Annotated in this window: 24 protein-coding genes and 3 tRNA genes; 8 read left to right on the top strand and 19 right to left on the bottom strand. The window is 40.8% G+C overall.

All coding sequences use genetic code 11. The features are described 5' to 3' along the window. Nucleotides 1-2 precede the first annotated feature (2 nt). A tRNA-Glu gene (locus CQA40_RS04420) sits at nucleotides 3-78 on the top strand. Nucleotides 79-220: 142 nt separating this feature from the next. Here the strand turns inward: CQA40_RS04420 and CQA40_RS04415 are convergent. The 5 genes from CQA40_RS04415 to CQA40_RS04395 all read right to left on the bottom strand — a co-directional run bounded on the left by CQA40_RS04415 (nucleotide 221) and on the right by CQA40_RS04395 (nucleotide 3,187). Beyond that, a tRNA-Leu gene (locus CQA40_RS04415) sits at nucleotides 221-305 on the bottom strand. Nucleotides 306-760: 455 nt separating this feature from the next. Beyond that, nucleotides 761-838 (bottom strand) — tRNA-Met (locus CQA40_RS04410). 284 nt (nucleotides 839-1,122) lie between these two features. Next, nucleotides 1,123-1,914 (bottom strand): hypothetical protein, encoded by a 792-nt coding sequence (locus CQA40_RS04405; RefSeq protein WP_115519723.1) that lies wholly within the window; start codon nucleotides 1,912-1,914, stop codon nucleotides 1,123-1,125. A 42-nt stretch (nucleotides 1,915-1,956) separates the two neighbouring features. Further along, the gene (serB, locus tag CQA40_RS04400; RefSeq protein WP_115519722.1) at nucleotides 1,957-2,607 is read right to left on the bottom strand and encodes a phosphoserine phosphatase SerB; all 651 of its coding nucleotides are present in this window, start codon (nucleotides 2,605-2,607) and stop codon (nucleotides 1,957-1,959) included. Between the two features lie 94 nt (nucleotides 2,608-2,701). Further along, entirely contained in the window at nucleotides 2,702-3,187 is a 486-nt protein-coding gene (locus tag CQA40_RS04395; RefSeq protein WP_115519721.1) for a peroxiredoxin, read from the bottom strand. A 331-nt stretch (nucleotides 3,188-3,518) separates the two neighbouring features. Between CQA40_RS04395 and topA the strand changes: the two genes are divergently transcribed. Further along, the gene (topA, locus tag CQA40_RS04390) at nucleotides 3,519-5,876 is read left to right on the top strand and encodes a type I DNA topoisomerase (RefSeq protein WP_115519763.1); all 2,358 of its coding nucleotides are present in this window, start codon (nucleotides 3,519-3,521) and stop codon (nucleotides 5,874-5,876) included. A 134-nt stretch (nucleotides 5,877-6,010) separates the two neighbouring features. On the opposite strand, the gene CQA40_RS11080 is transcribed toward topA, so the two are convergent. After that, the gene (locus CQA40_RS11080; protein ID WP_181882832.1) at nucleotides 6,011-6,175 is read right to left on the bottom strand and encodes a hypothetical protein; all 165 of its coding nucleotides are present in this window, start codon (nucleotides 6,173-6,175) and stop codon (nucleotides 6,011-6,013) included. Between the two features lie 388 nt (nucleotides 6,176-6,563). Between CQA40_RS11080 and CQA40_RS04385 the strand changes: the two genes are divergently transcribed. Beyond that, nucleotides 6,564-7,607 (top strand): TIGR01212 family radical SAM protein, encoded by a 1,044-nt coding sequence (locus tag CQA40_RS04385; protein WP_115519720.1) that lies wholly within the window; start codon nucleotides 6,564-6,566, stop codon nucleotides 7,605-7,607. 288 nt (nucleotides 7,608-7,895) lie between these two features. Here the strand turns inward: CQA40_RS04385 and dnaJ are convergent, their stop codons facing one another. Together dnaJ and CQA40_RS04375 are read right to left on the bottom strand one after the other, a co-directional pair. After that, the gene (dnaJ, locus tag CQA40_RS04380) at nucleotides 7,896-9,029 is read right to left on the bottom strand and encodes a molecular chaperone DnaJ (RefSeq protein WP_115519719.1); all 1,134 of its coding nucleotides are present in this window, start codon (nucleotides 9,027-9,029) and stop codon (nucleotides 7,896-7,898) included. A 22-nt stretch (nucleotides 9,030-9,051) separates the two neighbouring features. Further along, on the bottom strand, nucleotides 9,052-10,167 hold the full coding sequence (locus CQA40_RS04375; protein ID WP_147290159.1) for an autotransporter outer membrane beta-barrel domain-containing protein: 1,116 nt from the start codon (nucleotides 10,165-10,167) through the stop codon (nucleotides 9,052-9,054). 150 nt (nucleotides 10,168-10,317) lie between these two features. Between CQA40_RS04375 and CQA40_RS04370 the strand changes: the two genes are divergently transcribed. After that, on the top strand, nucleotides 10,318-11,439 hold the full coding sequence (locus tag CQA40_RS04370) for a transaldolase family protein (RefSeq protein ID WP_115519717.1): 1,122 nt from the start codon (nucleotides 10,318-10,320) through the stop codon (nucleotides 11,437-11,439). A 96-nt stretch (nucleotides 11,440-11,535) separates the two neighbouring features. Here the strand turns inward: CQA40_RS04370 and CQA40_RS04365 are convergent, their stop codons facing one another. The 6 genes from CQA40_RS04365 to CQA40_RS04345 form a co-directional block, all read right to left on the bottom strand. Next, nucleotides 11,536-12,078 (bottom strand): restriction endonuclease, encoded by a 543-nt coding sequence (locus CQA40_RS04365; protein ID WP_115519716.1) that lies wholly within the window; start codon nucleotides 12,076-12,078, stop codon nucleotides 11,536-11,538. Then, nucleotides 12,075-13,004, bottom strand: coding sequence for an SAM-dependent methyltransferase (locus CQA40_RS04360; protein WP_181882831.1), 930 nt, complete (start codon nucleotides 13,002-13,004; stop codon nucleotides 12,075-12,077). The genes CQA40_RS04365 and CQA40_RS04360 overlap by 4 nt, the downstream gene beginning before the upstream one ends. Continuing rightward, on the bottom strand, nucleotides 12,997-13,128 hold the full coding sequence (locus tag CQA40_RS11565; protein WP_258864457.1) for a hypothetical protein: 132 nt from the start codon (nucleotides 13,126-13,128) through the stop codon (nucleotides 12,997-12,999). The genes CQA40_RS04360 and CQA40_RS11565 overlap by 8 nt, the downstream gene beginning before the upstream one ends. Then, a complete protein-coding gene (locus tag CQA40_RS04355) occupies nucleotides 13,100-14,407 on the bottom strand; it encodes a hypothetical protein (RefSeq protein WP_115519715.1) in 1,308 nt (435 codons plus the stop codon). Before CQA40_RS04355 ends, CQA40_RS11565 begins: the two co-directional genes overlap by 29 nt. Nucleotides 14,408-14,572: 165 nt before the next feature. Further along, nucleotides 14,573-16,111, bottom strand: coding sequence for a YifB family Mg chelatase-like AAA ATPase (locus CQA40_RS04350; RefSeq protein WP_115519714.1), 1,539 nt, complete (start codon nucleotides 16,109-16,111; stop codon nucleotides 14,573-14,575). A gap of 386 nt (nucleotides 16,112-16,497) precedes the next feature. Continuing rightward, a complete protein-coding gene (locus tag CQA40_RS04345) occupies nucleotides 16,498-17,004 on the bottom strand; it encodes a hypothetical protein (RefSeq protein ID WP_115519713.1) in 507 nt (168 codons plus the stop codon). On the opposite strand from CQA40_RS04345, the gene CQA40_RS10860 reads away from it, so the two are divergent. Beyond that, nucleotides 16,978-17,181 carry a lipoprotein gene (locus CQA40_RS10860; protein WP_147290158.1) on the top strand — a complete coding sequence of 68 codons (204 nt, stop codon included), beginning with the start codon at nucleotides 16,978-16,980 and terminating at the stop codon, nucleotides 17,179-17,181. The two genes, CQA40_RS04345 and CQA40_RS10860, sit on opposite strands and share 27 nt — an antisense overlap. A gap of 160 nt (nucleotides 17,182-17,341) precedes the next feature. On the opposite strand, the gene surE is transcribed toward CQA40_RS10860, so the two are convergent. Next, nucleotides 17,342-18,151, bottom strand: coding sequence for a 5'/3'-nucleotidase SurE (gene surE, locus CQA40_RS04340; protein WP_115519712.1), 810 nt, complete (start codon nucleotides 18,149-18,151; stop codon nucleotides 17,342-17,344). Nucleotides 18,152-18,203: 52 nt separating this feature from the next. Continuing rightward, nucleotides 18,204-19,322, bottom strand: a complete 1,119-nt coding sequence (locus CQA40_RS04335; RefSeq protein WP_309544448.1) for a polyprenyl synthetase family protein — start codon at nucleotides 19,320-19,322, stop codon at nucleotides 18,204-18,206. Nucleotides 19,323-19,482: 160 nt separating this feature from the next. Between CQA40_RS04335 and CQA40_RS04330 the strand changes: the two genes are divergently transcribed. The 3 genes from CQA40_RS04330 (at nucleotide 19,483) to CQA40_RS04320 (ending at nucleotide 22,751) form a co-directional block, all read left to right on the top strand. After that, nucleotides 19,483-21,186 (top strand): outer membrane family protein, encoded by a 1,704-nt coding sequence (locus CQA40_RS04330; RefSeq protein WP_115519711.1) that lies wholly within the window; start codon nucleotides 19,483-19,485, stop codon nucleotides 21,184-21,186. 166 nt (nucleotides 21,187-21,352) lie between these two features. Next, nucleotides 21,353-22,021: a response regulator transcription factor gene (locus CQA40_RS04325; protein ID WP_115519710.1), complete on the top strand. Its 669-nt coding sequence runs from the start codon at nucleotides 21,353-21,355 to the stop codon at nucleotides 22,019-22,021. A 148-nt stretch (nucleotides 22,022-22,169) separates the two neighbouring features. After that, nucleotides 22,170-22,751, top strand: a complete 582-nt coding sequence (locus CQA40_RS04320; protein ID WP_115519709.1) for a hypothetical protein — start codon at nucleotides 22,170-22,172, stop codon at nucleotides 22,749-22,751. A 324-nt stretch (nucleotides 22,752-23,075) separates the two neighbouring features. Here CQA40_RS04320 and CQA40_RS04315 read toward each other — a convergent pair whose 3' ends face one another. From CQA40_RS04315 to CQA40_RS04305, 3 genes are all read right to left on the bottom strand, one after another. After that, nucleotides 23,076-23,990 (bottom strand): DUF2393 family protein, encoded by a 915-nt coding sequence (locus tag CQA40_RS04315; RefSeq protein WP_181882830.1) that lies wholly within the window; start codon nucleotides 23,988-23,990, stop codon nucleotides 23,076-23,078. A 35-nt stretch (nucleotides 23,991-24,025) separates the two neighbouring features. Then, entirely contained in the window at nucleotides 24,026-24,937 is a 912-nt protein-coding gene (gene hisIE, locus CQA40_RS04310) for a bifunctional phosphoribosyl-AMP cyclohydrolase/phosphoribosyl-ATP diphosphatase HisIE (protein ID WP_115519760.1), read from the bottom strand. Nucleotides 24,938-25,118: 181 nt separating this feature from the next. Continuing rightward, on the bottom strand, nucleotides 25,119-26,225 hold the full coding sequence (locus CQA40_RS04305; RefSeq protein ID WP_115519707.1) for a prohibitin family protein: 1,107 nt from the start codon (nucleotides 26,223-26,225) through the stop codon (nucleotides 25,119-25,121). Between the last annotated feature and the right edge of the window lie 36 nt (nucleotides 26,226-26,261).

Raw genomic sequence — 26,261 nt, 5'->3', positions numbered from 1 at the left:
ATGACCCTTTCATCTAGCGGTCAAGGATACTACCCTTTCTAGGTAGTTACGAAAGTTCGAATCTTTCAAGGGTCGCCATTTAATTCTTTTTAATAGTTTTTCTGCTTAACACTTCTCTTTGTATTTTTCTAGTTTTTACCGAAGTTTGTCAATGTGTTTAAGAATTTTTGTGAGTTTTTGTAGGGATTTTTGTGTGGATAAAAAATGAAGTAAAAAAGTATGGTGCGGAAGAGAGGACTTGAACCTCCATGCCTTGCGGCGCTAGATCCTAAGTCTAGTGCGTCTGCCAATTTCGCCACTTCCGCATAAGAAAGATAAAAAATAAAGTTGCTATTCTACCTAAAGAATGTTTAAAAAATCCTAAATATTTTGCAACTTTTTGCAGAAATTATCAACTCACTAGCATATTTTTTGCACTTTTTTGTGTCTTTGGCTTAATTTGCTTATATCTGTGCTTTTTTAAGATTTTTATTTATTAAATTTTTAGGTGGCATAATATGAGATTTATTAGTTTTTCTTGCTAAAAATACCTTAGACAAGGTTTACACAAGTCATTTTTAGCACTTTCTGCAAGCAAGTGCTAGTCTATCGTGGAATTAAATTTAAAACTCATTCAAAGAAAAATCACAATTTGGTAGCAAATATAATATGATTAGATAGTAGTAGGCGAGGTTTTATCTATCGTGTTTGTGCTAAAATATTTTGCTAGATTTGAGGTAGAAAAATAAAAAAGAGGAAAGGATAGACACAGAAAGAAAAATGGTGTCAAGGGGGAGACTTGAACTCCCGACCTCCGGCTTATGAGACCAGCGCTCTAAACCAGCTGAGCTACCCTGACAACAAGCCCAAAATTATAGGCAAAATGGACTTAAAAGTCAAGTATTTTGCACTAGATTTATTGCTTGCATTTTTGTAGCAATGCCATTAAAATCTTGCGACACAAAAATATCGCATAAGTATTGCTATACAAAAATACTATGCAAATATCACTCAAATATTTACACTACAAAACAACGCTACACAAAAGCGCAAAATCCCAAAAATCGACACTTCCAAAATCACTATTTCTGTAAAAAATAACTCAAAAAAAAAATAACTCAAACTTTTTTTATAACGCAAGCCCTACAACGCAAAATCCTCTAGCACAAAGTCAATGTAATTTCCACATTCTGCCCCCACCTTTGCGTCTATGCAGATAATCTTGCGCTTTGGGATATATTTGACTAGCTTTACGCAATCTTTGGGCAAATATATCCCATCTGCCTTTGCGAAAATCCCCTCTTTTATCTCGCGCAGGCTTGTGGATTCTAGTAGGCTTACAAGTCCCAAGTGTGAAGCAAAATCTATAAGTTCTTTTAGCTTGCCTTTGGGGGAGAGATGACTAAAAAGTAGCGCGTCTGCGCCATAAACAAGAGCTTGCAAAACCTGATATAAGCAGATAAAACAATCCTGCACGATGATTAGCGCGTCTGTATAGTGCCTTAGATAGCTTATGCACTCTAGTCCCTCTGCTCGCGGGTTTGCCCTACTATCGCGTGCGATGTCTAGGACAATGATTTTGGCATTTTGGGATTGCAAATTCGCCAAATCTACAAAGCTAAATGCTTGCACCCTCAATGTTTTTGGCATTTGCTTTGTATCGTTTTTTGGGCTGTTTTTGCTTGATTTTCTTAAATCTATAAGTGATTTTGTGGGCGTGGTTTCAAATGATTTTGAAAGCGATAGCGTGGGGAAAATCTCTCTAAAACGCGGTGGGTATGGATTATATGATAGGCTTCGTCCTAGCAAATCAAAAGGCAAAATCTCTTCTTGGGATTTTATCATCGCTTCCAAAAACGGCATAGAATCCGCATTAAAACTTTGGCTAAAATTTTGATTAAAATTTGCGCCAAAACTTTCGCTAAAATCTCCCATAAAACTTCCCAAAATCTTATGATGTTTATTCTTGCGCTTTGTCTAAATATGCTCTAAAATCTCTGCTAAATCACGATTTTCAATCACAACATTCGCGCTTTTTTTTAGCACTTCTTTGGCACAAAAAGCCACCCTTACACCAGCATAAGCAAACATACTTATGTCATTTGCCCCATCACCTACCACCATAGTGCTAGATTCATCTATTCTTAGTAGATTTTGGACTTTTTTTAGCATTATACCCTTAGAATCGCTAAACATCATTTCCCCTCCTACTTGCCCGCTTAAATAGCCATTTTTCGCGTGCAATATATTGCTAAAATCCGCCTCTAGTCCGAGAACTTTGGCAAAATGCCTAGTTGCAAGGCTAAACCCACCACTAAAGCACACTACGATGATTCCGCGCTTTTTTAGTGATTGCACGCATTTTTTTGCGCCATTCATCAAAGGCAGATTCTCGCATATCTCTTTTACCCTAGATTCACTCATTCCGCGCAAAAATTCCACTCGCTTTTGCAAACTCTCAAAAAAATCTAGCTCGCCAGACATTGCACGATGTGTGATAGCACTCACTTCATTTCCTACACCAAAATCTTTTGCTAGCTCATCTATGGTTTCGCCATCCATTAGCGTAGAGTCAAAGTCAAACACGGCTAGTTTTAGCCCTTTTGACGAAATCCTACTAGAATCCATTTTGCTTCCTTAAAGTTTTGTAGATTTTTGTGCTTGTTTGTTTGGTGTTTTTAGGCGTGGTTTTTATGCTATCTTGCAAAATTTTGCAACTATACTAGAGTAGCTCTAGCACGGCTTGTGCGTGTCCTTTTGCTTTGACATTATAAAGTGCGTGGAGGATTTTGCCATTTTGCACGACAAAAGTTGAGCGGATAATCCCTTGCACTTCTTTGCCATACATCATTTTTTTGCCATAGGCAAAATAAGAGCTAGCCACACTTTTATCACTATCGCTTAGGAGGATATGGGCTAGGCTATATTTGTCGATGAAGTTTTGATGAGATTTTGTGCTATCAGGGCTTATGCCGATTACTACGGCGTTTTTGGCAAGAAAATCGCTTAAAAGATTGCTAAAATCTTGGGCTTGTATGGTGCAGCCTGAAGTGTTGTCTTTGGGATAAAAATATAGCACAATGATTTTACTACCAAAATCTTGCAAGCTAACTTTTACGCCTTGTGCGTTTGGCAAGCTAAAATCAGGTGCGCTATCGCCTGCTTGAAGTCTAGGGCTTTTTGTGCTAGTTTTTGTGGATTCTGCCATAAGTTGTCCTTTGTCGAAGTAAATTTGTGTAAAAAATTGCAAACAAAAATGCCAAAGATTTTGGCAAAATCCGCATTATAGCAAAAGTTTGATAATTTTTCTTGGTGGTTTTTGTTGTTGTTTGTTTGTGTGGTTTTGCTACAAAAAGGCAAATGATATTATTTTGTCTATTTTGTCAAAATCTTGCTATAATGCTAGCCCAAACTAAAAGCCTGTCTTATCTATGGGAAATCTACAAAGAAGTTTTTGCTTAAAAAGATTTAAGAGATTTGCAGATAGAAATGCAGTTTTAATGCAGGCTTTGCTAAATACTACACACGGAGACTTAAAAATGCAAAATCAAAAAAATCTAGTCAAAAAAACTTCTACAAAATCAACCTCTACAACCTCCTCTAAAAAAACCACCAAAACAATAGCAGAATCTAGCACCAAAACTTCGACAAAATCTCCAAAATCCACCCAAAATCTAATCATCGTAGAATCTCCAGCAAAGGCAAAAACTATCAAAAATTTTTTAGGGCAGGGCTATGAAGTCATCGCTTCAAAGGGGCATATCCGCGATTTGCCAAAGTTCTCTTTTGGAATCAAAATAGAAAACAAACACTTCACACCACAATACACCATAGATGAGGGACACAAAGACACGATAGCGCAGATAAAGGCCCTTGCCAAAAATGCAAAAACCACCTATATCGCTACCGATGAGGATAGAGAGGGTGAAGCCATAGGCTATCATATCACTCAAGCACTTGATTCTAGCAAGCCACTATCTAGCTACCCTAGAATCGTATTTCACGAAATCACAAAAACAGCTATAAGCAACGCTCTAGCTAGCCCGCGAGAAATCGATATGGACAAGGTAAATGCCCAGCAAGCAAGGCGATTGCTTGATAGAATCGTAGGATTTAAGCTAAGTGGGCTTATCTCTAGCAAAATCTCAAAGGGACTATCCGCAGGGCGTGTCCAATCCGCCGCACTAAAAATCATCGTAGACAAAGAGCGTGAAATCCGCGCATTTATCCCACAGGATTTTTTCACTATTAGCGCGGTATTTGATAGTGTAGAATCCGAGCTAGTCATATACAAAGGCAAAAAACTACAAAAACTAGATATTAGCTCTCAAAGCAAGGCAGATGAAATGCTAGAGCACCTAAAAAGCTCAAGCTACACCATAGCCCAAATCACGCGCAAAGAAAAGAAAGTATCCACTCCGCCACCATTTATGACTTCTACACTTCAGCAGGCTGCTTCATCAGGCTTAAGCTACTCGCCTACGCGCACGATGAGTATCGCCCAAAGACTATATGAGGGTGTCCAAACAGACAAAGGCACGATGGGTGTCATCACATATATGCGGACAGATAGTCTAAATATCGCAAAAGAAGCCACACAAGCCGCTAGAGCGCACTTAGCAAAAGTCTATGGCGATAAATATGTCCCACAAAAACCCAAAATCTACACAAGTAAATCCAAAGGCGCGCAAGAAGCCCACGAAGCGATACGACCTACAAATATTGATTTTACTCCGCAAATCGCTAAAGGCTACCTAAAACCCGATGAACTAAAGCTCTACACCCTCATTTACAATCGCTTCTTGGCTTCCCAAAGTGAAGACGCGCTATATGAAACCCAAAGCGTTAGCTTTGCGACAAAGACTAGCCCAAGTGAAGTTAGTGAATTTCGCGCAAATGGTAGGAAGCTAATTTTTGATGGATTTTATAAAATACTAGGCAATGAGGATAAAGACAAACTTTTGCCAGATTTGAAACAAGGAGAGGAAATAACTCCAAGCAAAATCACTGCTAGCAAGCACACCACCGAGCCACCTGCGCGATATAGCGAGGCAAGCCTTATCAAAACGCTAGAATCACTTGGTATAGGGCGTCCTAGCACTTATGCCCCCACAGTTAGCCTGCTTGTAAATCGAGAATACATATCTATACAAAATCGCGCACTTATCCCGCAAGATAGTGCGTTTAGCGTGATAGAGCTATTAGAAGCGCATTTTAATGAAATAGTAGATAGTGCCTTTAGCGCGGGAATGGAAGAAAAGCTAGATTCTATCGCTCTAAAAAATGCTTCGTGGCAAGAAGTGCTGTGGAATTTCTATGAGCCTTTTATCGCTAAAATCGAGCAGGGCAAAACAAATATCGCAAGCCAAAAGCTAGCCAAACCCACAGGAGAATCCTGCCCACAATGTGGCAAAGAACTCATCGTGCGAAAATCACGGTATGGGGAATTTGTAGGGTGTAGTGGCTATCCAAAATGCAAATACATAAAAAGAGAATCTAACGATTTGGGAAGTGCTATCGGTGAGGCAAGCGAAGCAAATGGAGTGTGTGAGAAATGTGGCAAACCAATGGTAAAAAAGATGAGCAAAAGAGGGGAGTTTCTAGCGTGTAGTGGCTATCCAGCGTGCAAAAACGCTAAGTCACTAGGCGAAAAAAAGGAAGCAATCGCACTAGAGGGCATAGCCTGCCCAGAATGTGGCAAAGAATCTATCGTGCAACGAATGGGGAGAAGAGGTGCTTTTTATGGTTGCAAAAACTACCCAAAATGCAAATTTACTTCCCCACTAAAGCCTACAAACACTAAGTGTCAAAAATGTGGCAACATAATGGGTGAAAAATCCCTAAAAAGTGGCGAGTTTTTGGAATGCTTGAAGTGCAAAAATAGGGTAGAAATTTAGCAATAAGCCCAGGCAGATTTTCTTTAAAAAACATTGCGGACTTTCTAAGAAACCCTTTGGCTTCTTTAGTAAAACAAGGCAAAGCCGCATTTTCTTTAGTAATCCATACGCCACACCGTCATTGCGAGATTTTACTAAAGAAACTTCACTTCGTTTGTTTTGCGTAGCAAAATCGTGGCAATCCAAAATGAAGCACCATTAGTGCGGACAATGGATTTGCCGAGAGAATTCACTTCGTTCATTCTCTTACAATGACGGAAGGCATTGTCATACTTAAGGGCGTAGCCGAAGTATCTCAAAAAAGATTCCAAATAGATTTTGCAAATCTATGCCTTTTTCTATGCTTTTTGCAATCTCATTTGATTCTTTGAGATATTTTGCCTGTGCTTAAATATGGCAGCGGAAAATGAGCAGGCAAAATCTAGTATTTGTTATCTTAAGCGCAAGCTAAGTATCTCAAGTAGAATCAAGTAGAGATATTTCACTTTCAAACCTCAAATATGACAAAATGACTACACACTTGTGCTCTATGCTTGCACATTTACACTTACACCCCCGCTTACTTGCACGCCTACACTCCACTACTCAAACTCCGCTTTTTATTCATTTTTCATTTATTTTCTTGCATTTTTGTGTGTCTTTATGCCAAAATCACGGCTTAAAAACCCAACTTAAGGAAGCGCAAAAATGTCAAATGCAATAAAGCCCTTGATACCCACACGCGAGCTACTGACTATCGGGCGGTATTTCAAAGCTAGATTTGGCGAGCGAGTGAGAAAGATTCCTATATCTTTATCTGGCTTTACTTGCCCAAATATTGATGGTAGCAAATCAAAAGGCGGGTGCATTTATTGTGATAATGCGAGCTTTTCGCCTAGCTTCATAAAAGTGCAAAATCCCACTCACAAATCCACCACAAAACCCACTGCAAGTCTTACTCAAACCAAAATCCCGCCCACAACAATGCACTTCGCACTAGAATCAAACCCGCTACTAAAAACACAGCTAGAGGAGCTAGAGGAGCAGTTTTTGTGGCACACAGAGTTTCACAAGCGCAAGTTTGGCGTGCAAAAATATATGGTGTATTTCCAATCTTTTAGCAACACTTATGCCCACCCGCGCACGCTAAAGGCACTATGGGATAAAGCACTTAGCTTTGATGGTGTAGTGGGGCTAAATATCGGCACGCGCGTAGATTGCGTAGAAAATAGTGTGCTAGAGATATTGGGCGAGTATGTGAAAAACGGCAAAGAAATATGGCTAGAGTATGGAGTCCAAACCGTATCAGAGCACACACTAAATCTCATAAATCGCGCTCATAGCATAGAGGGCGTGCAAGAGCTATTTACACGCACTCGCAAAAAAGGCATAAAAATCTGCGCTCATCTCATCTATGGACTACCAAATGAGGACAAAGAAATGATGCTAACCTCCCTAAAAACCACGCTAAAATGGGGAATAGACGCACTAAAAATCCACCCGCTCTATGTCATAGCAGGCACACAGCTAGCAAAAATGTATGAAGCGGGGAAGTATGAACCTATTGATTTGGACTCATATATAGAACTAGTCGTGCACTCTATCGCGCTTATCCCTAGTGAGATTATCATTGAGCGGGTAAGTGCTGGGGCGCATATAGATAGCCTGCTTGCGCCAAAATGGTGCTTTGACAAAAATATTCAAATGCGACTTTTGCGTGAGAGACTGCTAGAAATAGGTATAGAGTATTAGCAAGCGCAAAAGCTAGCAAATATGAAAGCTAGCGGGCGTGAAGCACACTAGTAAGCGTGAAAACTAGATATACTTGAGGTTTGGCACAAACCGAAGTGCCCTCCTTGTAAGTGAAGTGCAAGCAAAAGTGAAATATCTTTACTTGATTTTGTTTATGGATTGCCACGCAAGTCTTGCGACTTGCTCGCAATGACGACAAGAATAGAATGCGGATTACTAAAGAAACTCTGCTTACGGTTAAATATGGCAAACTAGATTTATGACAAAAATTGGCTTTGCAACAAACTTTTAGCCTTTTTTGTCGCTAAACCACCCTTTGATTTTGCTTATCGCTTCTTCAAATACATTGCTATATGGTTCACTAGCGATTCCAAAGCTAGAATGCAGTTTTTCTACTAGCTCTTTTTGCTCGGTGTTTAGCGAGGTGGGGTAGGTGATTTTGACTTGGGCGATTAGCCTACCTTTGCGTGAGGAGTTTACTTCTTTTATCCCCTCTCCTGCGAACATAAACTGCTCTTTATCTTTGGTGTTTGGTGGGAGGTTTAGCTCTAGATTTTCGCCACGCAAAGAGGGGATAGGGATTTTCGCTCCTAATATGATTTGTGTGAAAAACACAGGCACTTCTATATAAATATCACTTCCGTGTCGCAAGAAATGCTCATCTTCTTTGACATAAATCACTAGATACAAATCCCCTCTACGCCCGTTTTTTAGCTCATTGCCTTTGCCACTAGCGCGTAGCCTCATCTCATCATCGACACCTGCTGGGACATCTATGTCAAAGTCTTGCTTCTCTATGCGGAATCCCTCGCCCTTGCACTCTTTGCAGGGATTTGTGATGACTTGTCCTTCGCCTCTGCATTTAGGGCAAGTCTGCCCTATCGCCATAATCCCGTGCCTGCTAAACACCTGCCCTCTGCCCCCGCACTCTTTGCACTGCTCGACTTTACCTCCCTCGCTTCCGCTACCATTGCAGGCTTTACAGGATTTTTTATAGTGTGTGGATACTTTTTTCTTACACCCAAAAACCGCTTCTTTAAATGTCAAGTCAAGTCTGTCTATAAAGTCCGGGCTGTATTTCTCATCGCTTCTACTTCGTCCTCTGCCACCGCCAAATCCAAACGCCTGTCCAAATATGCTTCCCAAATCATCAAAAATCGAGCTAAAATCCGTCCCGCTAAATCCAAAGCCCTGCTGCTCTAGCCCGTCCTTGCCGTATTTATCATAGATTGCGCGTTTGTTGTCATCGCTTAGCACTTCATAGGCTTCATTTATTTGCTTAAATTTCTCTTCAGCTGCTTTGTCATCTGGATTTCTATCGGGGTGGTATTTTAGAGCCATTTTGCGATAGGCTTTTTTGATGATTTCTTTGTCCCCCGTGCGCTCAATCTCTAAAATCTCATAATAATCAAAACTCTCCATTTATGCTCCTAAAAAAAAATTTCTAAAAGGCAATATTTAGCTTTAGCGTGCCACCATAGGAATAAAGATTTTGCGTTATTTTGCCATTTGCCACCACAGATAGTTTCACGCTCCTATTTAGCCTAAAATCTACCCCAACCAAAAGTAGCCCAAAACTGCGGTATTTTGTATCGTGCATCATTATTTCTATTTCGCCGTATTCATCGACATTTGCCACGCGCAAAAGCGGGTCGTTGTTTTCTGCACCGATAGTTTGCCGAAATCTAGGCGTAATGAAAAAATATACTCTATCATCGCCTAAATACTGCCGAAAGTGCGCACCTAGCTCAATATGTGAGTGCAAAGAATAATTTGGCAAACTCACGCCTTGCTTTTCGATAGCAAAAAGGCTAGCAATGCTAAATTTTCCATAAGGTTCAATAAAGCTACCTTTGCCTAGCGAAAAAACAAAGCCATAAGAGGCATTAAAATTTGTCGTGCTTGAAGAGATAGCTTTATCAAGCCCGCTAGAATCTAAAAAATTAAAACTTTGGGCAAATCTAGCTTGCAAATGGTGTGCATCGATGAAATTATCTGTGTATGCGCCAATAATAACTGTGTGTGCTTTTGTATTGTTTATCTCTCTATTAAGCGCAAATGTGTTATTTGTCGTGCCATTGAGCGCGAAATCATTAAACACATAGCTTGCAAAACCGCCTACGCCATATCGCTCTACTAAGCCATCATAGCTAAATGTCGCCCCGCCGTAGTTTTGCGTTACGGAGTTGCCACTATCGCTTACTCTTATTTGCCCGCCAAACGCGCTTATATTTACATTGTGCTGTGAGTCAAAGCGAGTGTTGTAGCGATGAGTGAAAGTAGAGTAAGAATCAAGTGTGCTAGAATCGATATAGGTAGAATCTCTAAATGGATTTTGAAGTGGATTTTGATTTTGCGTGGAATGTAGTGGGTTTGGTAGCGCATTTGGCGAGGTGCTTTGTGGTGTGTTTGGCGTGGTTTGAGCTTGGAGTGGGACAAAGCCAAATGCCAAAAGCGCAACAAACACACGAAAAAATAAAGTGCGAAAAAGGCAAGCACGCAAAAAGCAAAAATAATCATAGCGCGAAATCAAAGAGGGGATAAACGCAACAAAACGCATAAAAGTCCTTTGCATAAAAAGTCTTTTTGTGGGATAAAAGAATTTAGCAATATTTTGCTAAAATACTTGCGCGATTTTAGCAAAATATTCTTACAAAATCTTTACAAAGATGCTTAAACGAGCAAAACAAGCAAAATAAGGAGAATCCAAATGAGTAGCAAAGAGCTAAAAGATTTTAGTCTGTGGTGTGATTTTGTGGAGAGGGAGTTTTTGGAGTGTGAGTTTGGCAGGCTTTTGGAGCAGAGCAAGTTTGTAGGAGCTACGAGCAATCCTAGCATTTTTGCTAGTGCGATTGGCACTTCGGGGGCGTATAAAGATGATTTAGAAAGGCTAAAGGGCAAAAATGCCAAAGAGAAATACGAGAAGCTAGCTATCACAGACATCGCACTAGCAGCAGATAAACTAGAGCCTTTGTATCGGGTGAATAAGGATTGTGGGTTTATAAGCATAGAGATAGACCCTATGCTATGTGATGATGTGAGTGCGAGCGTGAGCGAGGGGAGGCGACTATATGAGAGTATAGGCAAAGAAAATGTGATGATAAAAGTCCCTGCCACACAAGCGGGATATGTCATAATGGGCGAGCTAGCAAAAGCAGGAATCCACATAAATGCTACGCTGATTTTTAGCCAAGAGCAAGCGAGGCAATGCGCTATCGTGCTAAATGAGAATCTGCGCAATGATGCTAGAGGAGTGATAAGCGTGTTTGTTTCGCGATTTGATAGCGTGGTAGATACAAGCCCACAAGCGCATTTGATAAAATCTTGCTTTGTGGATTCTTTTGCGCATTTGCTTGATTTTAGGGAATCTAGCGCAAAGTCTAGTGCGGATTTCGCACCCTGTCCAGCACTTGGCGTGCTAAATGCCTTTGCGTGCTATGATGAGATAGAACAGGTAGCAAATCCACATATCCGCACGCTATTTGCCTCCACAGGTGCGAAGCTAGAGGGGCTGCCTAAGGATTATTACATTACCAATCTTGTAGCACCTCATTGTGTAAATACCGCGCCTTTGGCTACGATTGAGGCATTTTGGGAGCGGGCTAATAGCGCAAATGGGGTTGAGAGGATTTTTAGGTGGCAGAGCGAGCAATGGAGTGGGCAAGGTGGCAAGCAAGTAGGAGGGCAGGGCAAAAAAGCCCTAGAATCTATCGCAAAGCTAAATCTAGGTGGAAAAAGTCTAAGCCAAATCCAAAATGCACTTTTATCAAATGGCTTGCAAGCGTTTAAAGATGCTTTTTTGCAAATGCTAAAAGGGCTAGAAAATAGATGAGTGGGATATAAAAACGATTCTACAAAACAATGCAGAATCTAGTAGATATATTTCGCTAACGCTCAATACGACAAAGAAAGATTAGTAAGCAAAAAACTAGCAAAAAATCTTTCTCAACCTATCCTCAAAGTCCTCAATCGGCTCTAAGTCTTTTAAATTTAAAGTAAGTTTGAAATTTGCTTGATTGTGCGGATTCATCGCTACGATTTGCTTTTGCTTATCATCGACATTAAGATAAAATTTTCTTGTCTTGTGATTGTAGATTTTCTCTCCACTGATGATTTTAAAAAACGCCGCTTTCGCGCTCAAACCCACACAAATAATGTATTTGCAATTATAATTTGGATTTATGCCATTAAATTGAAATGTATCGTTTTTTAGCCCCTTTCGTGCGGTTTTAATCTCAATTTTTGTGCCATCAATTAAGCAAATATCAAATTCATCGTGAATTACCTCGCCAAAATCTTGCATTTGCAAACCCAAATCTACAAACACCATTTTTACAAATTTTTCGCCAATTTGCCCAATAGCGTTTGCCTCAAATTCGTTGATTTTATCAAAGATTCCACTTTCTTTAAATTTGGCTAATTCTGCGTATTTTTCCTCAATTAACCCCCTTAGCATTGCGTTTAGATTCATCGGGCAAATCCTTTGTCTTCCAAAAGCTGAAAAATATGGCTTTTGCCAATGTGATAGCAACCATTTGTCGCTTTTGTCGAGTAGTGTAGCCAATCAGCACTTCTAAAAAGCCTATCTAGCTCATCTTTGCGGGATAAATCATTATAGATGATAGCAATTCCGCTTTTGTATTTAACCTTTTCAAAGCTATCCACGACTGCATTTTGCTTGAAAAAAGTCGAGCTTAGATAAAAATCCGCCTTTTTGTTAAAAATCCACTCTTTGCCACATTCTCGATTTTTTGCTAGGCTTACGGTTACAACCTTTAGAATCTCGCTAAATGGCTCTTTGCCACTATCTTTATACCAGCTAAATTCGCTTCTTTCGCTTTTGTGATTTTTGCTATAAATTTGAAAGCAGCAATGCACATCAGCGTCCTTGCCACTAGGCGTATAAAAGCTATTTTTAGGCAAGACTTCCTCATAGAGCAAATGCAGATTTTGTGGCACTCGGTAGCGAATCGAGCCTTTGCCCAGACTTTGAAAAAACATAGGCAAAATAAAGGCGATAAAATCCGCATTTTGTGCGTGCTTGATAAATTCTAACGCCAAAACACCGCGATGCCCAAAAGGTGGATTGCCAATGACGATAAAGGGCGCACTTGGCAGCGCATAGCTTAAAAAATCGCTTTGTATCGTGCCAAATTCTGTGGGTTTTATGTCAATGCCGATTGTGTTATCTCGTGGTAAAAGGTTAAAAAACGCGCCATTGCCGACACTTGGCTCAATCCAACAAAATTTCGTCAAATCTTCTTTTTGCCCCACGATTTGGCAAAATTTATCAAAGAGTTGCTTAGCAATTTCTGGCTTGGTAAAGTATTCATCAAATTTATTTTTGGCATTATCTTTCATCAAATTGCCATTTGTGTATTTAAATGCCTTATTCATTGCTAAAGCCTTTTATCATAATCGCGCTTGCCTCAAATCGTGCTATCTCAAAACCTAGCGCAAAATCTAAAAAATGCTTTTTAGATTTTGCCACCTCATTGCGCGGGGATAAACGCACTCTCATTTGTCGTAAAGATTCTGTTTTTATATTGGATTTGGTTTGATTGCATAGATTCTTCAAAATATCGCTTAAACCCGCGCTCATATAGCGATAACCCAAACTCCACCCCTATGCAAGTCGCATAGCTTACCCAATCATACTGCAAGTCGCTATTTAGTAGCGTGGCGTATTCATTTAGCTTTTTATCACTCTCTCCTATGGCATTTACTACAAAAAAGTTTCGTCTGCTTGATGGCATACTAAGCTGTAAAATCGTGGGGTTAAAATTCACTTGCGTGGATAGAAATCGCTTAGGTGCGCGTGCGGAGTAGCGGATTTGGGATAGTAAAAGCCCGCTTTTGGAAGCAGAAGTGTTTAGCAAAAGATTTTGTCCTGCGAAGTAGGGGGCTTCTTGGGGGAGCATTCTAGTGAAGTTTGAAGCGTCTTGGTTGTTTATGGTGCGCTGTCTAGTTGGGTTTAGGTTGTAAGTATTAAAGAGATTTGTGAGGTATAAGCCGATTTGGCTATCATCGCCGTATTCTACCACGCGAGCGTCTCTCATCAGTGGCAGTAGCATATCAAGCTGTTCTTTGTAACTGATTCCACCAAAGTATAGATTTCTAGGTGTGCTTCTAGCTATGCGTTCTTTGTTTATCGTAGGCACATAAGTAGGATAAGAAATCCACACGCTATCGATTAGATTTTCTACGCCTTGCTGGCTAAGTATAGCGATGACTAGGTGAAAATTGCCTTGTTTTATCCTGTCATAGTGGGTTTTGAGATTGCGACTACTCTCATCGACACTATCAAACATCTCAAACTCATAGTCTATGCCTCTAGCGATGAGGTAAGCCAAAATCGTGTTGGAGATATTTACAGAGTATCGCCCTACAAGTTGCTTTGGGATAAGTAGTGCTACTTTAAACGCACTTCTTTTGCTTTTTTTTAGGATTTTGTCATCTTCATAATAGTCATCGCTCAAAGCCTCTTGGATTTGCTGATTTTGAGCTATTTGCGCTGATTTGGCTTGCTTTGCTGATTTTGTGGTTTGCTGTTGTGTTTGCGCTTGTTGTGCTTGCTGGAGTGCTGCCCTTATGGGTCTTTTTTTGGAGGAGTTTAGTGCACAGCCCGTGAAAGCAAGCAAGATAAGGATACAAAAAAACGCGTATAAAAAGTTTTTGGGCTTAAAATGTGTGAAGTGTGCAAAAAGTGTAGAATGTCTAAAAGGTGCAAGTTGTGTAAAGTGTGCAAAATGTGTAAGGGGTGCGAAGTGCGTGAAATATGTGAAGCGGGATTTTTTCATAGATTCTCCTTAAATCAAGTAAGCACCAAAAGCGCGTTAAATGCTAAGCCTAAAAGTGTATCGCCCTAAAGCATACACTAAAAAAATGTGGCAAAAAATGCAAAAAATATGAGCAAGATTTTGTTTTATTTTGTTTTGGGCAAGATTTTGCAATCATATCACATTTTACCCAACACGGCGATAGTTTAGTGCTTCTAGCAAGTGGGATTTTCCTATCTCTTCTTTAGCGTCCAAATCAGCAATAGTGCGCGATAATTTCTTTAGCTTTTGGATACTTCTATGCGATAGACTAAATCTCTGTGCTGCTTGCAAAAGTAGCCTTTGAGATTCCTCACTAAGCGTGCAAAACTCCTCTATTTCTTTCTCATTTAGCTTGCCATTTGCGTGGCTTTGCCCGCGCTTTATTTGTGCTTTATATGCGCCAAACACCGCTTCTTGCATTTGCGCAGAAGTGATACTTGGCTTTGCATCTTGCTCATTTTCTTGCATTTGTATAAACATATCGATTCTATCCAAAAACGGCTCACTTAGTCGCGCTCTATACGAGGCGATTTCTTTTTGTGAGCAACGGCACTCTTTGCTTAGGCTTAGTAGATTTCCACAAGGGCAGGGGTTTTGCGCACCGACAAAGAGAAACGAAGTGGGGTAAGCGATTTTGCTATGCACGCGTGAGATGACAAGCTCGTTGTTTTCTAACGGTTCTCGCAGTGCTTCTAGCACTTCTTTTGAGAAATGAGGCAACTCATCAAAAAACAAGATTCCATTGTGGGCTAGGGCGATTTCCCCCGGCTTTGCTTCACTTTGCGTAGCAGAGCCTAGTATGGAGGATTTGGACGCGCTTTGGTGTGGATTGCGGAATGGTCGCAGTGGCGAGTAGGTGGCTTTTTGTCCGCTTATGGCTTGGAGGCGCACGCATTGTATGATTTCGCTTAGACTCATCGGTGGCAGGATTTCGCGCATTCGCTTTGCTATCATACTTTTGCCACAGCCCGGTGAGCCCTCAAAGATGATATTGTGCATACCGCTTGCTGCGATGAGTGCGGCTCTTTTGGCGATTTCTTGTCCTCTCACTTGGGCAAAATCACTGCTAAAAATTCGCGTGTGATAAAACTCCTCGCCATTTATGTTTATAGAAGCAAAATCTAGGCTTTTTGGCTTTGGCATTGACTCTGTGCTATCATCTTGCAAATCTGCGTTTTGGATAAGCTCGAGTGCGTCTTTTAGGCTACTAGCATAAAAAAGCCTAAGATTTGGGATATGACAAAAGAGATTTTCCCCTTCTTTTGGGACGATGACTTTTGCGTTTGGGTAGAGTAGAGATACTTCTAAAAGTAGTGGATAGATAGCTTCACTATGTCGTATCTCGCCATCAAGCCCTAGCTCCCCAAAGGCAAACCATTTTTGCTCCTCGCTAGCGTTTGTGCCTTGCTTTTGCAGGGCGATAAGTAGGGCGATAGGCAAGTCAAAGTGGCTACCAGACTTGGCTATGTCAGCAGGGGAGAGATGCACGGCGATTTTTAGCGGTGGGAAAGTGAAGTTTATGTGGTTTAGGGCGGATTGGATTCTTTGCTTGCTTTCTTGGATAGCGTTGTTTGCAAGCCCCGTGATGACAAAGGCGGGCAGGGCGCGCACAAAAGTGGCTTGCACTTCGACTATCTCGCCACCGATACCATTACGCGTGGCACATAGGATTTTGTTTACCATTATGGATTTTGCCTTATTTTGATGAAGTGATTATTATAATGTTTGGAACATAAAAATCAATCGTCATTGCGAGCCGACTTTAGTCGGCTCGCAATGACGAAAAATATTGTCATACCGAGCAAAAGGCGGAATTGTAACCAAACTTTGATAAAACTTTGCTTTAGTCAAAGTCTTAGTTAAATCTTATGGACAATGAAGCTATGGCAATGAAGTCGTGGCAAAAAGAGCAAACATTGTCATTGCGAGCGAACGAAGTGAGCGTAGCAATCCAAAATGAAGCAACATTAGTGTATACAATAGATTGCTACGAAAATTCGCCACGCTCATTTTCTCGCAATGATAAAAAATATTGTCATCTTAAGCGTTATGACAATATTAAAAATCTATCACGCATTTTTATCGCTATTGTTTAGCTTTATGATGAGGGTGCGGATTTGCTCAAAGCACTCGTGCAAACCCTTATCGCTAGCGTAGTTTATAAATTCCCCTTTTGAGTGCTCTTTGTAGCAAATCTCTTGTGCTAATACACTTGATATATCAAAATCACTTTGAGTATCTTTGGCTAAATATTGCTTTGGGACATATCCTCGCACTTGGAGTGTTTCTATGGGCAAAATCTCACTAAATTCATCTTTGTAGCACTTCAAACACGATATAATATCTTTGATTTTGTAGCGATTAAATTCATTTGCAAAGCTGGGGTGGCTAAAGGCAAATAAAATCTTGTGAGGGTGGTAGCTTATGCGCACTAGATTTTGCTGCATAGAAAGGGGTAGCGCGGCTTTTAGTCGCTCTAGGCTTTTTTGTGTGTGGAAAGTTTTGCCTAGCTTTGCATAAGCTGGATTTGATAGTATTGAGGAGATGATATGTTTGGCATTTTTTATAGAATCCATAGAATTAGCCTTTGTAGATTGTTTGGCATTGTGCGTGCGGGCGCACTTTTGGGTATGCTTTTGGGTGTGATTTTGGCTTTTGGTGGCTGTGGGTTTAAGGGCGACCCATACTTTTCTACTCCAAGTCAAGCCATAGATTTCAAAGACTTAGACAATATCGACACACGCGTAGAGTAGGCAAACCACTAAGAAGCTATGTAGCCAAAACCATAAAATCATATTTATGTTTTTTTGTTATTTTGGCTTTGTGATTAGAAAATCCTGTCTTATTTTTTGCTTGGAATTTTACTTGAAAAATATTTACTTAAAAAAAATTGGCTAGATTTTTATCTGCACTTTATTTTGACTGCTCCCATCTTTGAAGTAGGGCTATATCCTCATAGCTTGTCATATCCACACTCAAAGGTGTGATAGAGACATATCCACTCATCACTGCTTCAAAGTCGCATAGATTTTCACTGCGTTTTTTCCACTTGATAGGGTGTGTGCCTAGCCAAAAATACTCCTTTCCGCGCGGATTTGTTGCCTTGCGAGTGTCATTGCCATAGAGGCGGTATCCTAGCTCGGTGATTTTGTAGCCTTTGGATTGCTTTGTCTTTGGGATATTGACATTTAGTAGCTTGCGCTTGGATAAGCACAAGGCTTCATTTCCCTCCAAAATATCCTTTGCGATTTGGTAGGCAGCGACTTTGGCAAGTGAGAAATCACAATCCCTATCATCACCCTCCTTGTCTACAAGTTGTGAAATCGCCACACTTGGAATCCCAAAAATACACGCTTCCATAGCACCTGCGACGGTTCCAGAGTAGGTTACATCTTCGCCCATATTACACCCGATATTTATGCCTGATACGACTAAATCTGGCGGATTATCATAGAGTGTGTTTAGCGCGAGATATACACAATCTGATGGTGCGCCGTCATCTAGTTTGTAAAAATCAGATTCTACCTCGTGTAGCGTGAGCGGCTTTGTGATAGTTAGTCCGTGTCCGCAGGCTGATTTTTCACGCGCTGGGGCGACTACTATTACTCGTCCTAGTGGGCTTAGGGCTTGCTTTAGCGCAAGAAGTCCTAGTGAGTCAAACCCATCATCATTGGTAAGCAAAATATTTTTTGTGCGCGTTTTGTCTGAAGCGTTTTTTGGCATTGTGCCTCCTTAAAAGAAAGTAAGAAATTTATGAAGTGATTTTGCAAATAGCCTATTTGATTTCTTTAAAAAACTCTGCTAGCAAAAATCTAAGGTTTTTTTGTATGCCTTTGGGAAAAGAATCTAGGCTAGATTCTAGCTTATCTTTTAGTTCATTTAGCTTTTGCCTTGCGCCACTTAAGCCTAGCAGATTTACATAGCTATTTTTGGCACTATCATTTTGCGTGGTTTTGCCCGCTTGGGTGCTATCTTGCACTGCATCTATGATGTCATCTCTCACTTGAAAAAACAGCCCTAGCTCTAGCCCATAAGATTCTAGTTTGGCGATTAGTTCGCTTGGTGCATTGGCGATTATCGCGCCCATTTTTAGGCTTGCGGCGATGAGTTTTGCGGTTTTGTGGATATGGATTGTTTGGAGTTTTTCTAGGCTTAGTTTTTGTTTTTCATAGTGGCAGTCAAGTGCTTGCCCGATTATCATTCCCTCTAGCCCGCCACTCATAGCTAGCTCACGCACAAGGGATATAGCTACGCTAGGTGGTAGGACACACTCGCTAAGCAGATAAAATGTATATGTGTTTAGCCCATCTCCTACCAAAATCGCCGTAGTCTCATCATAAGAAGTGTGAAGCGTGGGGTGTCCCCTGCGCAAAGGTGCGTTATCCATACTTGGCAAATCATCGTGGATAAGCGAATAAGTATGCAGGCACTCTAGGGCGAGTGCGGGCAAAAAGGCGTTTTTATTTAGCATAGGGTTTAGCCCATCGACTACGGCTAGCAATAGATTTGGACGAAATCGCTTGCCACCATTTAGTAGCATTTCCCAAAAGGCTAGCAAAAAGTGCGGGTGAAAATCAGGTGGCAAAAAGCTAGGGCTAGAATCTTGCAAAGTGGAGTGATGGGAGGTGGAATCTTGCGAGGTAGAATTTGGTAAAGTGGAATTTTTTGAGCTAGAATCTTTGTGGTTAGAATTTTGAGTGGTGGAGTTTTGCGAGACAGAGTGCTTTTTGCGCTCTTTTGTGTCAAAAATGCTGCTAGGATTTTGCGTTTGCAAAAACGCTTCAAAGTCAGCCATTGCTTGCTTGTAGCTTGCGAGATTTTGCGCTGGTTTTTTAGCAGAGTCGCAAGCACAATCGCTAGTGGAGCTAAAAGTGGAGTTAGCAAGAGTTTTCATCTACATTCTCTTTTGGTGTGGATTTGATAAGTAGTTGGTGGATTTTTGATAGCGGATTGTAGCCAAAATCAACTTAAAAGCGCAAAAATTTGTGAATCTTAACAAAAAATACAATAATATATCACACTACTTTTAAAAGAAAAACCAAAGGAGCTAAGAAATGCAAGAGCGCAAGATAATCTCAAGCAAAAAAGCAAGGGAAAAAATAGAGCAAATAAGCCTAAGCAAATACAAAAATAGCGTAGTTTTTGGAAGTCTTTTTTTGGCTTGCTTTGCGTTTGGAGAGCCACTTTCAAATGTACAATCAAATCCTCAATCTAGTCTGCAATCAGGTGCGCAATCTAGTGAAGCAAATGCCTACACAGGCGATAATGCAGAATCTAGCCTAGATTCTAGTAAAGATTTTGGCACGGATTCTAGCCTAGATTTGTCCTCTAGCGATTCTAGTCAAAAATCTAGCTTTAGTAAAGATTCTAGTAAGGACACGGACACAAAGCCAGCCAAAAAGCCCACTTCTATCGTAGAGAGAGAAAACTTTAGCCTTATCTACACAGGCTGGGTGGAGAGCTTTAGCAAAATCGGGTTTAACAACCAAAGCATAGATGCTAATCTAGGAAAATACCCAACTGATAGCTTTAGTGCTATGGTGGGTAGCTTTGGACTAAAAAGTGAGCTAAAATCTCAAATCCAAACACTAAAAGCAGGGCTTAGCGTAACTGCGGGTGCGCTTGTGTATGACTCTAGTAGTGAATCATACCCCGGTGGCACAGGAAGCGTAATGGACGAGTATATAGGAATGTGGCGGGGTTTTGATACAGGTGGAAATGTCAGTAAGCGACATTACTATGTGGTAAATAACGCATACTTGGACTATGAGCTAAAGCTAGGCGCAAAAAGTGGATTTTACCTAAAAGGTGGGCGATATGAGTCAAGCGCGGAATATATGAGTGGCTACACACAGGGCTTTGAGGTGGGGCTAAACTTAAGCAATCTCAAATTATGGTGGTTTAGCTCCTATGGCAGAGCGTTTGCGTATGGGCAGTGGCTAGTGGATTTTTATGCCCCACGCGGATATTACAACACAGATGCAAATGGCAATAATGTCGGCAAATTTATCCACAACGGAATCCACGCATTCAAAGCGACATATAGCTTTTTGGGACTTGATATTATCCCAGCGGTGTATTTCTCAAAAGGCACTTATATCGCCCCAATCATTGAGGCTAGATATGATACCAAAAGAGATTTTGATGGCAAGGGGTTTCGCTCTCAAACTACCGTGCATTTTATGAATCCATTGCACGAATCGCGCGTGGTTGGAAACTATCGCTATGGCGACTTGGTAGGCAAGGAAGCACAGACGCTATATATCAAGCAGCGATTTGATATAAATCAATACAACTTCGGGCTTGGGCTGTATAAAAACTTTGGCAATGCAAACGCTTACATAGGGACTATTGGCAATCCTTTGAGTTTGGATTTGTGGACTACTACGGCTTATGACTTGGGGCGAAATATCAGCGATATGATTGGCAAAGATGCGATTACGCCATTTGTGTTTGTGGGTGGGAAGCACTTTGATAATAAATTTAGCTGGAATTTTATTTCTCGGTATAGTGATTCTAAGAGAAGTGAGGAGGCTTCTATCGCAGGCTCTCTCTCTTATGCACTTGGTGGTGGGCTTAGCGTGGGCGTGAAACTAGAGTGGCTAAGAGATACTACCAAAGCAGGCTATCGCGTAGGCTCAAATGGTAGTGGTAGCATAAATAGCGTAGCTGGTGCTAGCAGCGGGGATACAAAATCCACTCCCAAACGCACTGATGATAGAAGCCATAGCTTTATTTGGGTGAGGTATGAGTTTTAGGGTTTCTGCTTAGGGCAGGATTTGAGCTAGGAAGTAGATTTTGCTTGATAGATTCACTATTTTTTATCTAAAAAATAGAATTTTTAACGAACATTTATTATAATTACGAGGTCGCTTGAGGTCGGGCTCAAGTGCGAAATAATTTTGACTATCAAGGAGCAATCAAATGAGCAAAATCCTGCTTATCGAAGATGATTTAGAAATACAAGGACTTATTAAGACTTATTTAGAACAAGCAAATTTTGAAGTGATAGCTACTGCTTCTCCACTAGAGGGGCTAGAAATCATCAAAGAATCTCGCAATGGCATCGAGCTAGTGATACTTGATTTGGGATTGCCACAAATGGATGGCTTGGAGCTGTGCAAAAAGGTGCGACAAGAGAGCAAAATCCCTATCATTATCTCTTCGGCTCGTGGCGATATTTACAACAAAATACAAGGCTTTGACAAAGGAGCTGATGATTATCTAGCAAAGCCCTATGAGCCTGTGGAGCTTATCGCTCGTATAAACGCCCTGCTTCGTAGGCTAAAGCCAAAAGAAAGTGCCTTTGGTCCTTTGCGCATAGATACTCAAAAGCGCGAAGTTCATCTAGATGGTGAGCTTCTTGATTTGACAAATACGGAGTTTGACATACTTGCACTTCTTATCGAAAACCGCCTACACCCCATAAGCCGAGAATCTATCGCAAATACGATTTCTACCATACACGATGATAGCTCACTGCGCAATGTAGACACGCATATCCGCAACCTCCGCATAAAGCTAAATGACAATGCAAAAGAGCCGAAGTTTTTACAATCTGTGTGGGGGATAGGCTATAAGTTTTGCTTGTAGTTTTTGTAAAGATAAATGGCAAATTGCCGTTGTGGTGGATAAGATTTAGCTTTGCAAATCAAGCAATGTATCGATTTTGAAGTCGTTATTTTTGTATTAAATTTTGCTTGGTATAGTGCGGGCTAAATTTATCCCAAAAGGAGACAAAATGAAACAACAATCTACAAAAAACGAAATGGCAATATGCAAGAAACAAAGCATAAGCGAAAGCGCAAAACGATTTGGAAAATATCTCGCTTGCTCTACATTGCTAGCGGGTATGCTTACAAATAGTGCTAGCGCACTAGGCATAGGTAGCTTCAAAATCAACCCCGATATAGGCGTGTCTGCGGGAGCTAATGTCCACGAAGGTAGTGCGCTAAATAATGCGTTTTTGCTAGGTGGATATGCTCGCGTGTGGCTAGGCGGTAGCTTGACAATCGCGCCAATGGTGAAGTATAACTATGTATTTGACAAAAACAAAGCAAATGGCTTTGGCAATTTGCAAGTGGGTGGTTTGCTAGGATATAGAGTGTGGAGATTTATCCCTTATATCGGTGGTAGCTACTCTCGCTTTGATAAAATCGGCTATGAGGACACTGCAGCGATAAACTATGGAATCAATTTTGATATTCCTGTGTTGCCACTAAGTGTGGGACTAGATGTATCCTCTCAAAATCCAAAAGTCATCGGCAGTGTGCGCGGTGGCTGGCAACACCAAGTCGCAGTTACGCTTGGGCTTTATTTTTAGGTAAGTTTTTGGAGGGGGGGTTTGTTTTTGATGATTTTTAATGAGGGCTAGGGCTTTTGTTTCGCTTTGAAGCCTTATCTTTAGCGTGAGGGAGTTTGGTGGAGTGGGTTTAGCTTTTTCTACTTCTGTGAAAATTTACTTCTATCTGTGAACCTTGCCTCTTTCTTTTATATGGCTTCTTTGCTTTATGGTAAGTGTTTTTTAGAATCGTGCTTAAAGTTTAATTGACTTTCTAACTTCTTTCTATTTTGTTTATTACTTTTTTGTCATTCTTAAGGGCTTTGCAAAATGTTGTGTAAAAAATCGCACGATAAAAGTTTTTAGCTAATGGCAACTGACTTGTGCACCGAAGTTTTCATCGTATTTATAATCCCTTATTATTCCTTGCCAGCGCACTTTTTTGTTGTATTTTAGAGGGGACTCTAGCTCTAGCACTTCCACAAACGCATCAAGTGGGATTATGTAGTCAAGGATTTTGTAGGCTTTTAGTGCGTATTGTGAGGGTGGCTTGGGCTGTTTGGGTGGTTTTTGCGTGTTTTGCTCTGTGGGTTTGGCGGGGTTTGGTTTTACATCTTGCTTTTGCTCTGCATTTGATTCTTCTTGCGATTCTGTCGTTGGTTTTTCTTGTGGTTCTTGCGAAGATTTTGCCTCACTAGAATCGTTAGATTCTTTTTGCTCATTAGCAAAATTTTGATTTTGTGCTTGGCTAGATTGTTCGTTGGCTTGATTAGATTGCTCATTGTCTTGGCTAGGCTTTTCATCATTAGAATCCATTTGGTTAGAATCCGCTTGGAGGGAATCTGCTTGAGTGGAATCCATTTGAGTAGATTCTATTTGGCTAGAATTTACTTGAGTAGAATCTAGTAGAGCGATATTTTTAGGCTTTGGCAGGATATTTGCCCCCTCACGCTTTGGGATAATCGTAAGAAAACATTTCTTTAGCGGTAGCTTTGCTTTGCTTGTGATTTCTATGTCGTAGTTAAACCCCGTAGTATACACAAATGGGCGAAATTTGTCATATCGCACTTCTATGGGGTAGATTATCTTTTGGGATACGGCAGAAATTCCATAAGGAATGCTAAGCAAAATCCCTGTTTCAATAAGAAAAAACACAAAAAGAATGCGTCTAAATCCCCAAAAAATAAGTGATAAAAAAAAGCAAAAAACAAAAACTAGGAAAAAGAGCATAAACACGCCGATTTCGGCAAATGTGATATTATCAAGCGAGGCTAGAAGCATGGCCTTTAGTGGTGTAAAAGATAGTGGGGGATACATTATTTACCCTTTATTTTGCTTTTTTTGGTTGCTTTTTGTGGTTTTTTGTGAGATTTTGCTTGACTTTTTGCTTTGGGTGTTTTTGATTTTGCTATTTTTTGTGTGCTAGATTTTTTAGATTTTACGCTAGATTTAGCACTTCGACTTGCTTTTTCTGCCAAGCCACCGATTCCAAATCGCCTTGCTAGCTCGGATTTTACCTGCTCGGGGTGGATATTGTGCTTTGCTAGAGCGACAAGGCTATGGTATAGCAAATCAGCGCATTCATAGACAAGGTGGGCTTGTAGGCTTTTATCGGTAGAATCTTTTTTGGATTTTTCTGCTTCTTTGGTGCTTGTTTGGCAATCTTTTTTGGGATTTGCTGATTGGAAGTCTTTTAGGGCGAGGGCTACTTCGCTAGCTTCTTCGATGATTTTCTTTGCGATTGTGTCGACACCTTTGGCATAGAGAGAGGCAGTATAAGAAGTGCTTGGGTCAGCACTCTTGCGCTCCAAAAGTGTGTGGTATAAGTCATCGATTATGCCATAGCTTAGTTTTGATTTTGGTGGTTTTGCTTGATTTGTGGATATGAAATCTATCTCTCTAAAAAAGCAGCTTTTTTGCCCCGTGTGGCAAGCAGCACCTTTTTGTTTGATTAGAAACACAAGTGCGTCATTGTCGCAATCAATAAGGACTTTTTGCACGATTTGTATGTGTCCGCTTTGCTCACCTTTGCGCCAAATGCGATTTTTGGAGCGAGAGAAGTAGTGCATTTGCCCACTTTGTAGGGTGAGATTTAGGGCTTCTTTATCCATAAACGCAAGCATTAGGATTTCTTTGGTGTCGCTATCTTGGGCGATTGCGGGGATAAGTGGCGAGCTATCCCACGAAAAAAGCGAGAGAATCTTTTGGATTTTGGTGTTTTGTGGCATTGTTTTTCCCTTGTTTTCCTTTGCTTGCCTTTGATTCGCCTTTATTGATTTTGTCAATTTTACACTTTTTGCTAGAAATGTGCTTTTTTCGGCAAAGATTTGTGCAAAAATTGATTTTGCAAAAAACTTATAAAACTAACCACTGCGCAGGTAGCAAGAATGTAGCCACAAGAATGTAGATTTACTTGCTAATGACCGTGTTTTGCTGCTTGCTTTTGCTATCTACCCAGATATTTGGGACTGCACCACCGGGTGTCAAAAAGATTTGAGCATCTTTATTTTCTTTCAACGCTTCATTAAACTTGCCTTGCATTTCGATTTGTCGCAGTTCCAAAAGCCGTTGGGAAAGGCTATCATTTACAAGGCGGTTTGCTTGGGATTGCCCTTTTGCTTCGATTTCTAGTGAGTCGGCTTTACCTTTTGCCCTCTCACGCAGGGCGTTTGCTTCCTCTTTTGCTTTTTGGGCATCCCTTTTTGCTAGCTCTACACCCTCGATTCGCGATTTGACTTCTTCGGGTAGGACGATTTCACGCAGTTGGATAGATTCTAGCTTCACAGGTTGATTTGGCACAGAATCTATGCTGTTTTTGAAGCCATTGTAAATAAGGCTTGCTACTTCATCACGCTTGGTGGGTAGCTCTTCTGTGGGGTATTTTCCCACCGCACTTCGCACGATGTCGCGGATAACGGGGTTTATAAGTTTTTGCTCCCACGCAGTTCCGTAGTTTGCGATAGTGAAAGGCACTTTGGCTTCATCTAGTCGATATTGCACGGTTAGCTCAATAGAGATTGTCATACCGCTAGTGTCCATTACATTGATTGCGCCATTTCGTAAAATGCTTTGATTTTTGCCGACATTGCCCATATCTTCTGTGCTAGAGAAATTTAGCGTGCGAACTTTTGTGTCGATGATGATGACATCTTGAAAAATAGGGACAAAAAAGTGTAATCCCGGCTTCATAGGATGGTCATAGTCGTATGCACCCATCGTTACTTTGATGCCTGTTTCGCCAGAATTTACCACTACAAATGGACGCGCCATTACAAACAGCAACACAGCGATTACTCCCACTATTGCGTAAGTTACAAAACGAGAGCTTAGCAGATTTGGAGGGAGGTTGAAATTGGGATTAAAATTTGGTGGGAAAGGCGACTTGTTTTTATCGTTGTCTTGGTTATTTCTGTCGTTGTTTGAGCCATTTCCACGATTTTGTGGATTTTCGTTATTTTGATTTGAGCCGTTGTTGGCATTTTTGCGTTTTAGGTGTTCGTTTAAGTCAATCGGCATTGATTCTCCTTAGGTTTTTAGATTTTGTTTTGTAGT

It is taken from the genome of Helicobacter sp. MIT 01-3238 (assembly GCF_003364135.1).
GTDB lineage: Bacteria > Campylobacterota > Campylobacteria > Campylobacterales > Helicobacteraceae > Helicobacter_B.
Note: the sequence above shows the minus strand (reverse complement) of the source record. Positions and strands in the feature narration are given on the sequence as shown.

Coding starts and splice junctions, on each gene's coding strand:
- CQA40_RS04355 (WP_115519715.1), bottom strand. CDS start 14,407: ATGAAAAAATCCCGCTTCACATATTTCACGCACTTCGCACCCCTTACA.
- CQA40_RS04405 (WP_115519723.1), bottom strand. CDS start 1,914: ATGGGAGATTTTAGCGAAAGTTTTGGCGCAAATTTTAATCAAAATTTT.
- CQA40_RS04345 (WP_115519713.1), bottom strand. CDS start 17,004: ATGGATTCTATAAAAAATGCCAAACATATCATCTCCTCAATACTATCA.
- CQA40_RS11565 (WP_258864457.1), bottom strand. CDS start 13,128: ATGAGAGTGCGTTTATCCCCGCGCAATGAGGTGGCAAAATCTAAAAAG.
- CQA40_RS10860 (WP_147290158.1), top strand. CDS start 16,978: ATGTTTGGCATTTTTTATAGAATCCATAGAATTAGCCTTTGTAGATTG.
- CQA40_RS04395 (WP_115519721.1), bottom strand. CDS start 3,187: ATGGCAGAATCCACAAAAACTAGCACAAAAAGCCCTAGACTTCAAGCA.
- CQA40_RS04330 (WP_115519711.1), top strand. CDS start 19,483: ATGCAAGAGCGCAAGATAATCTCAAGCAAAAAAGCAAGGGAAAAAATA.
- topA (WP_115519763.1), top strand. CDS start 3,519: ATGCAAAATCAAAAAAATCTAGTCAAAAAAACTTCTACAAAATCAACC.
- CQA40_RS04315 (WP_181882830.1), bottom strand. CDS start 23,990: ATGCTTCTAGCCTCGCTTGATAATATCACATTTGCCGAAATCGGCGTG.
- CQA40_RS04375 (WP_147290159.1), bottom strand. CDS start 10,167: ATGCGTTTTGTTGCGTTTATCCCCTCTTTGATTTCGCGCTATGATTAT.
- CQA40_RS04360 (WP_181882831.1), bottom strand. CDS start 13,004: ATGAATAAGGCATTTAAATACACAAATGGCAATTTGATGAAAGATAAT.
- surE (WP_115519712.1), bottom strand. CDS start 18,151: ATGCCAAAAAACGCTTCAGACAAAACGCGCACAAAAAATATTTTGCTT.
- hisIE (WP_115519760.1), bottom strand. CDS start 24,937: ATGCCACAAAACACCAAAATCCAAAAGATTCTCTCGCTTTTTTCGTGG.
- CQA40_RS04320 (WP_115519709.1), top strand. CDS start 22,170: ATGAAACAACAATCTACAAAAAACGAAATGGCAATATGCAAGAAACAA.
- CQA40_RS04365 (WP_115519716.1), bottom strand. CDS start 12,078: ATGAATCTAAACGCAATGCTAAGGGGGTTAATTGAGGAAAAATACGCA.
- CQA40_RS04370 (WP_115519717.1), top strand. CDS start 10,318: ATGAGTAGCAAAGAGCTAAAAGATTTTAGTCTGTGGTGTGATTTTGTG.
- dnaJ (WP_115519719.1), bottom strand. CDS start 9,029: ATGGAGAGTTTTGATTATTATGAGATTTTAGAGATTGAGCGCACGGGG.
- CQA40_RS04325 (WP_115519710.1), top strand. CDS start 21,353: ATGAGCAAAATCCTGCTTATCGAAGATGATTTAGAAATACAAGGACTT.
- CQA40_RS04385 (WP_115519720.1), top strand. CDS start 6,564: ATGTCAAATGCAATAAAGCCCTTGATACCCACACGCGAGCTACTGACT.
- CQA40_RS04335 (WP_309544448.1), bottom strand. CDS start 19,322: ATGAAAACTCTTGCTAACTCCACTTTTAGCTCCACTAGCGATTGTGCT.
- CQA40_RS04305 (WP_115519707.1), bottom strand. CDS start 26,225: ATGCCGATTGACTTAAACGAACACCTAAAACGCAAAAATGCCAACAAC.
- CQA40_RS04350 (WP_115519714.1), bottom strand. CDS start 16,111: ATGGTAAACAAAATCCTATGTGCCACGCGTAATGGTATCGGTGGCGAG.
- serB (WP_115519722.1), bottom strand. CDS start 2,607: ATGGATTCTAGTAGGATTTCGTCAAAAGGGCTAAAACTAGCCGTGTTT.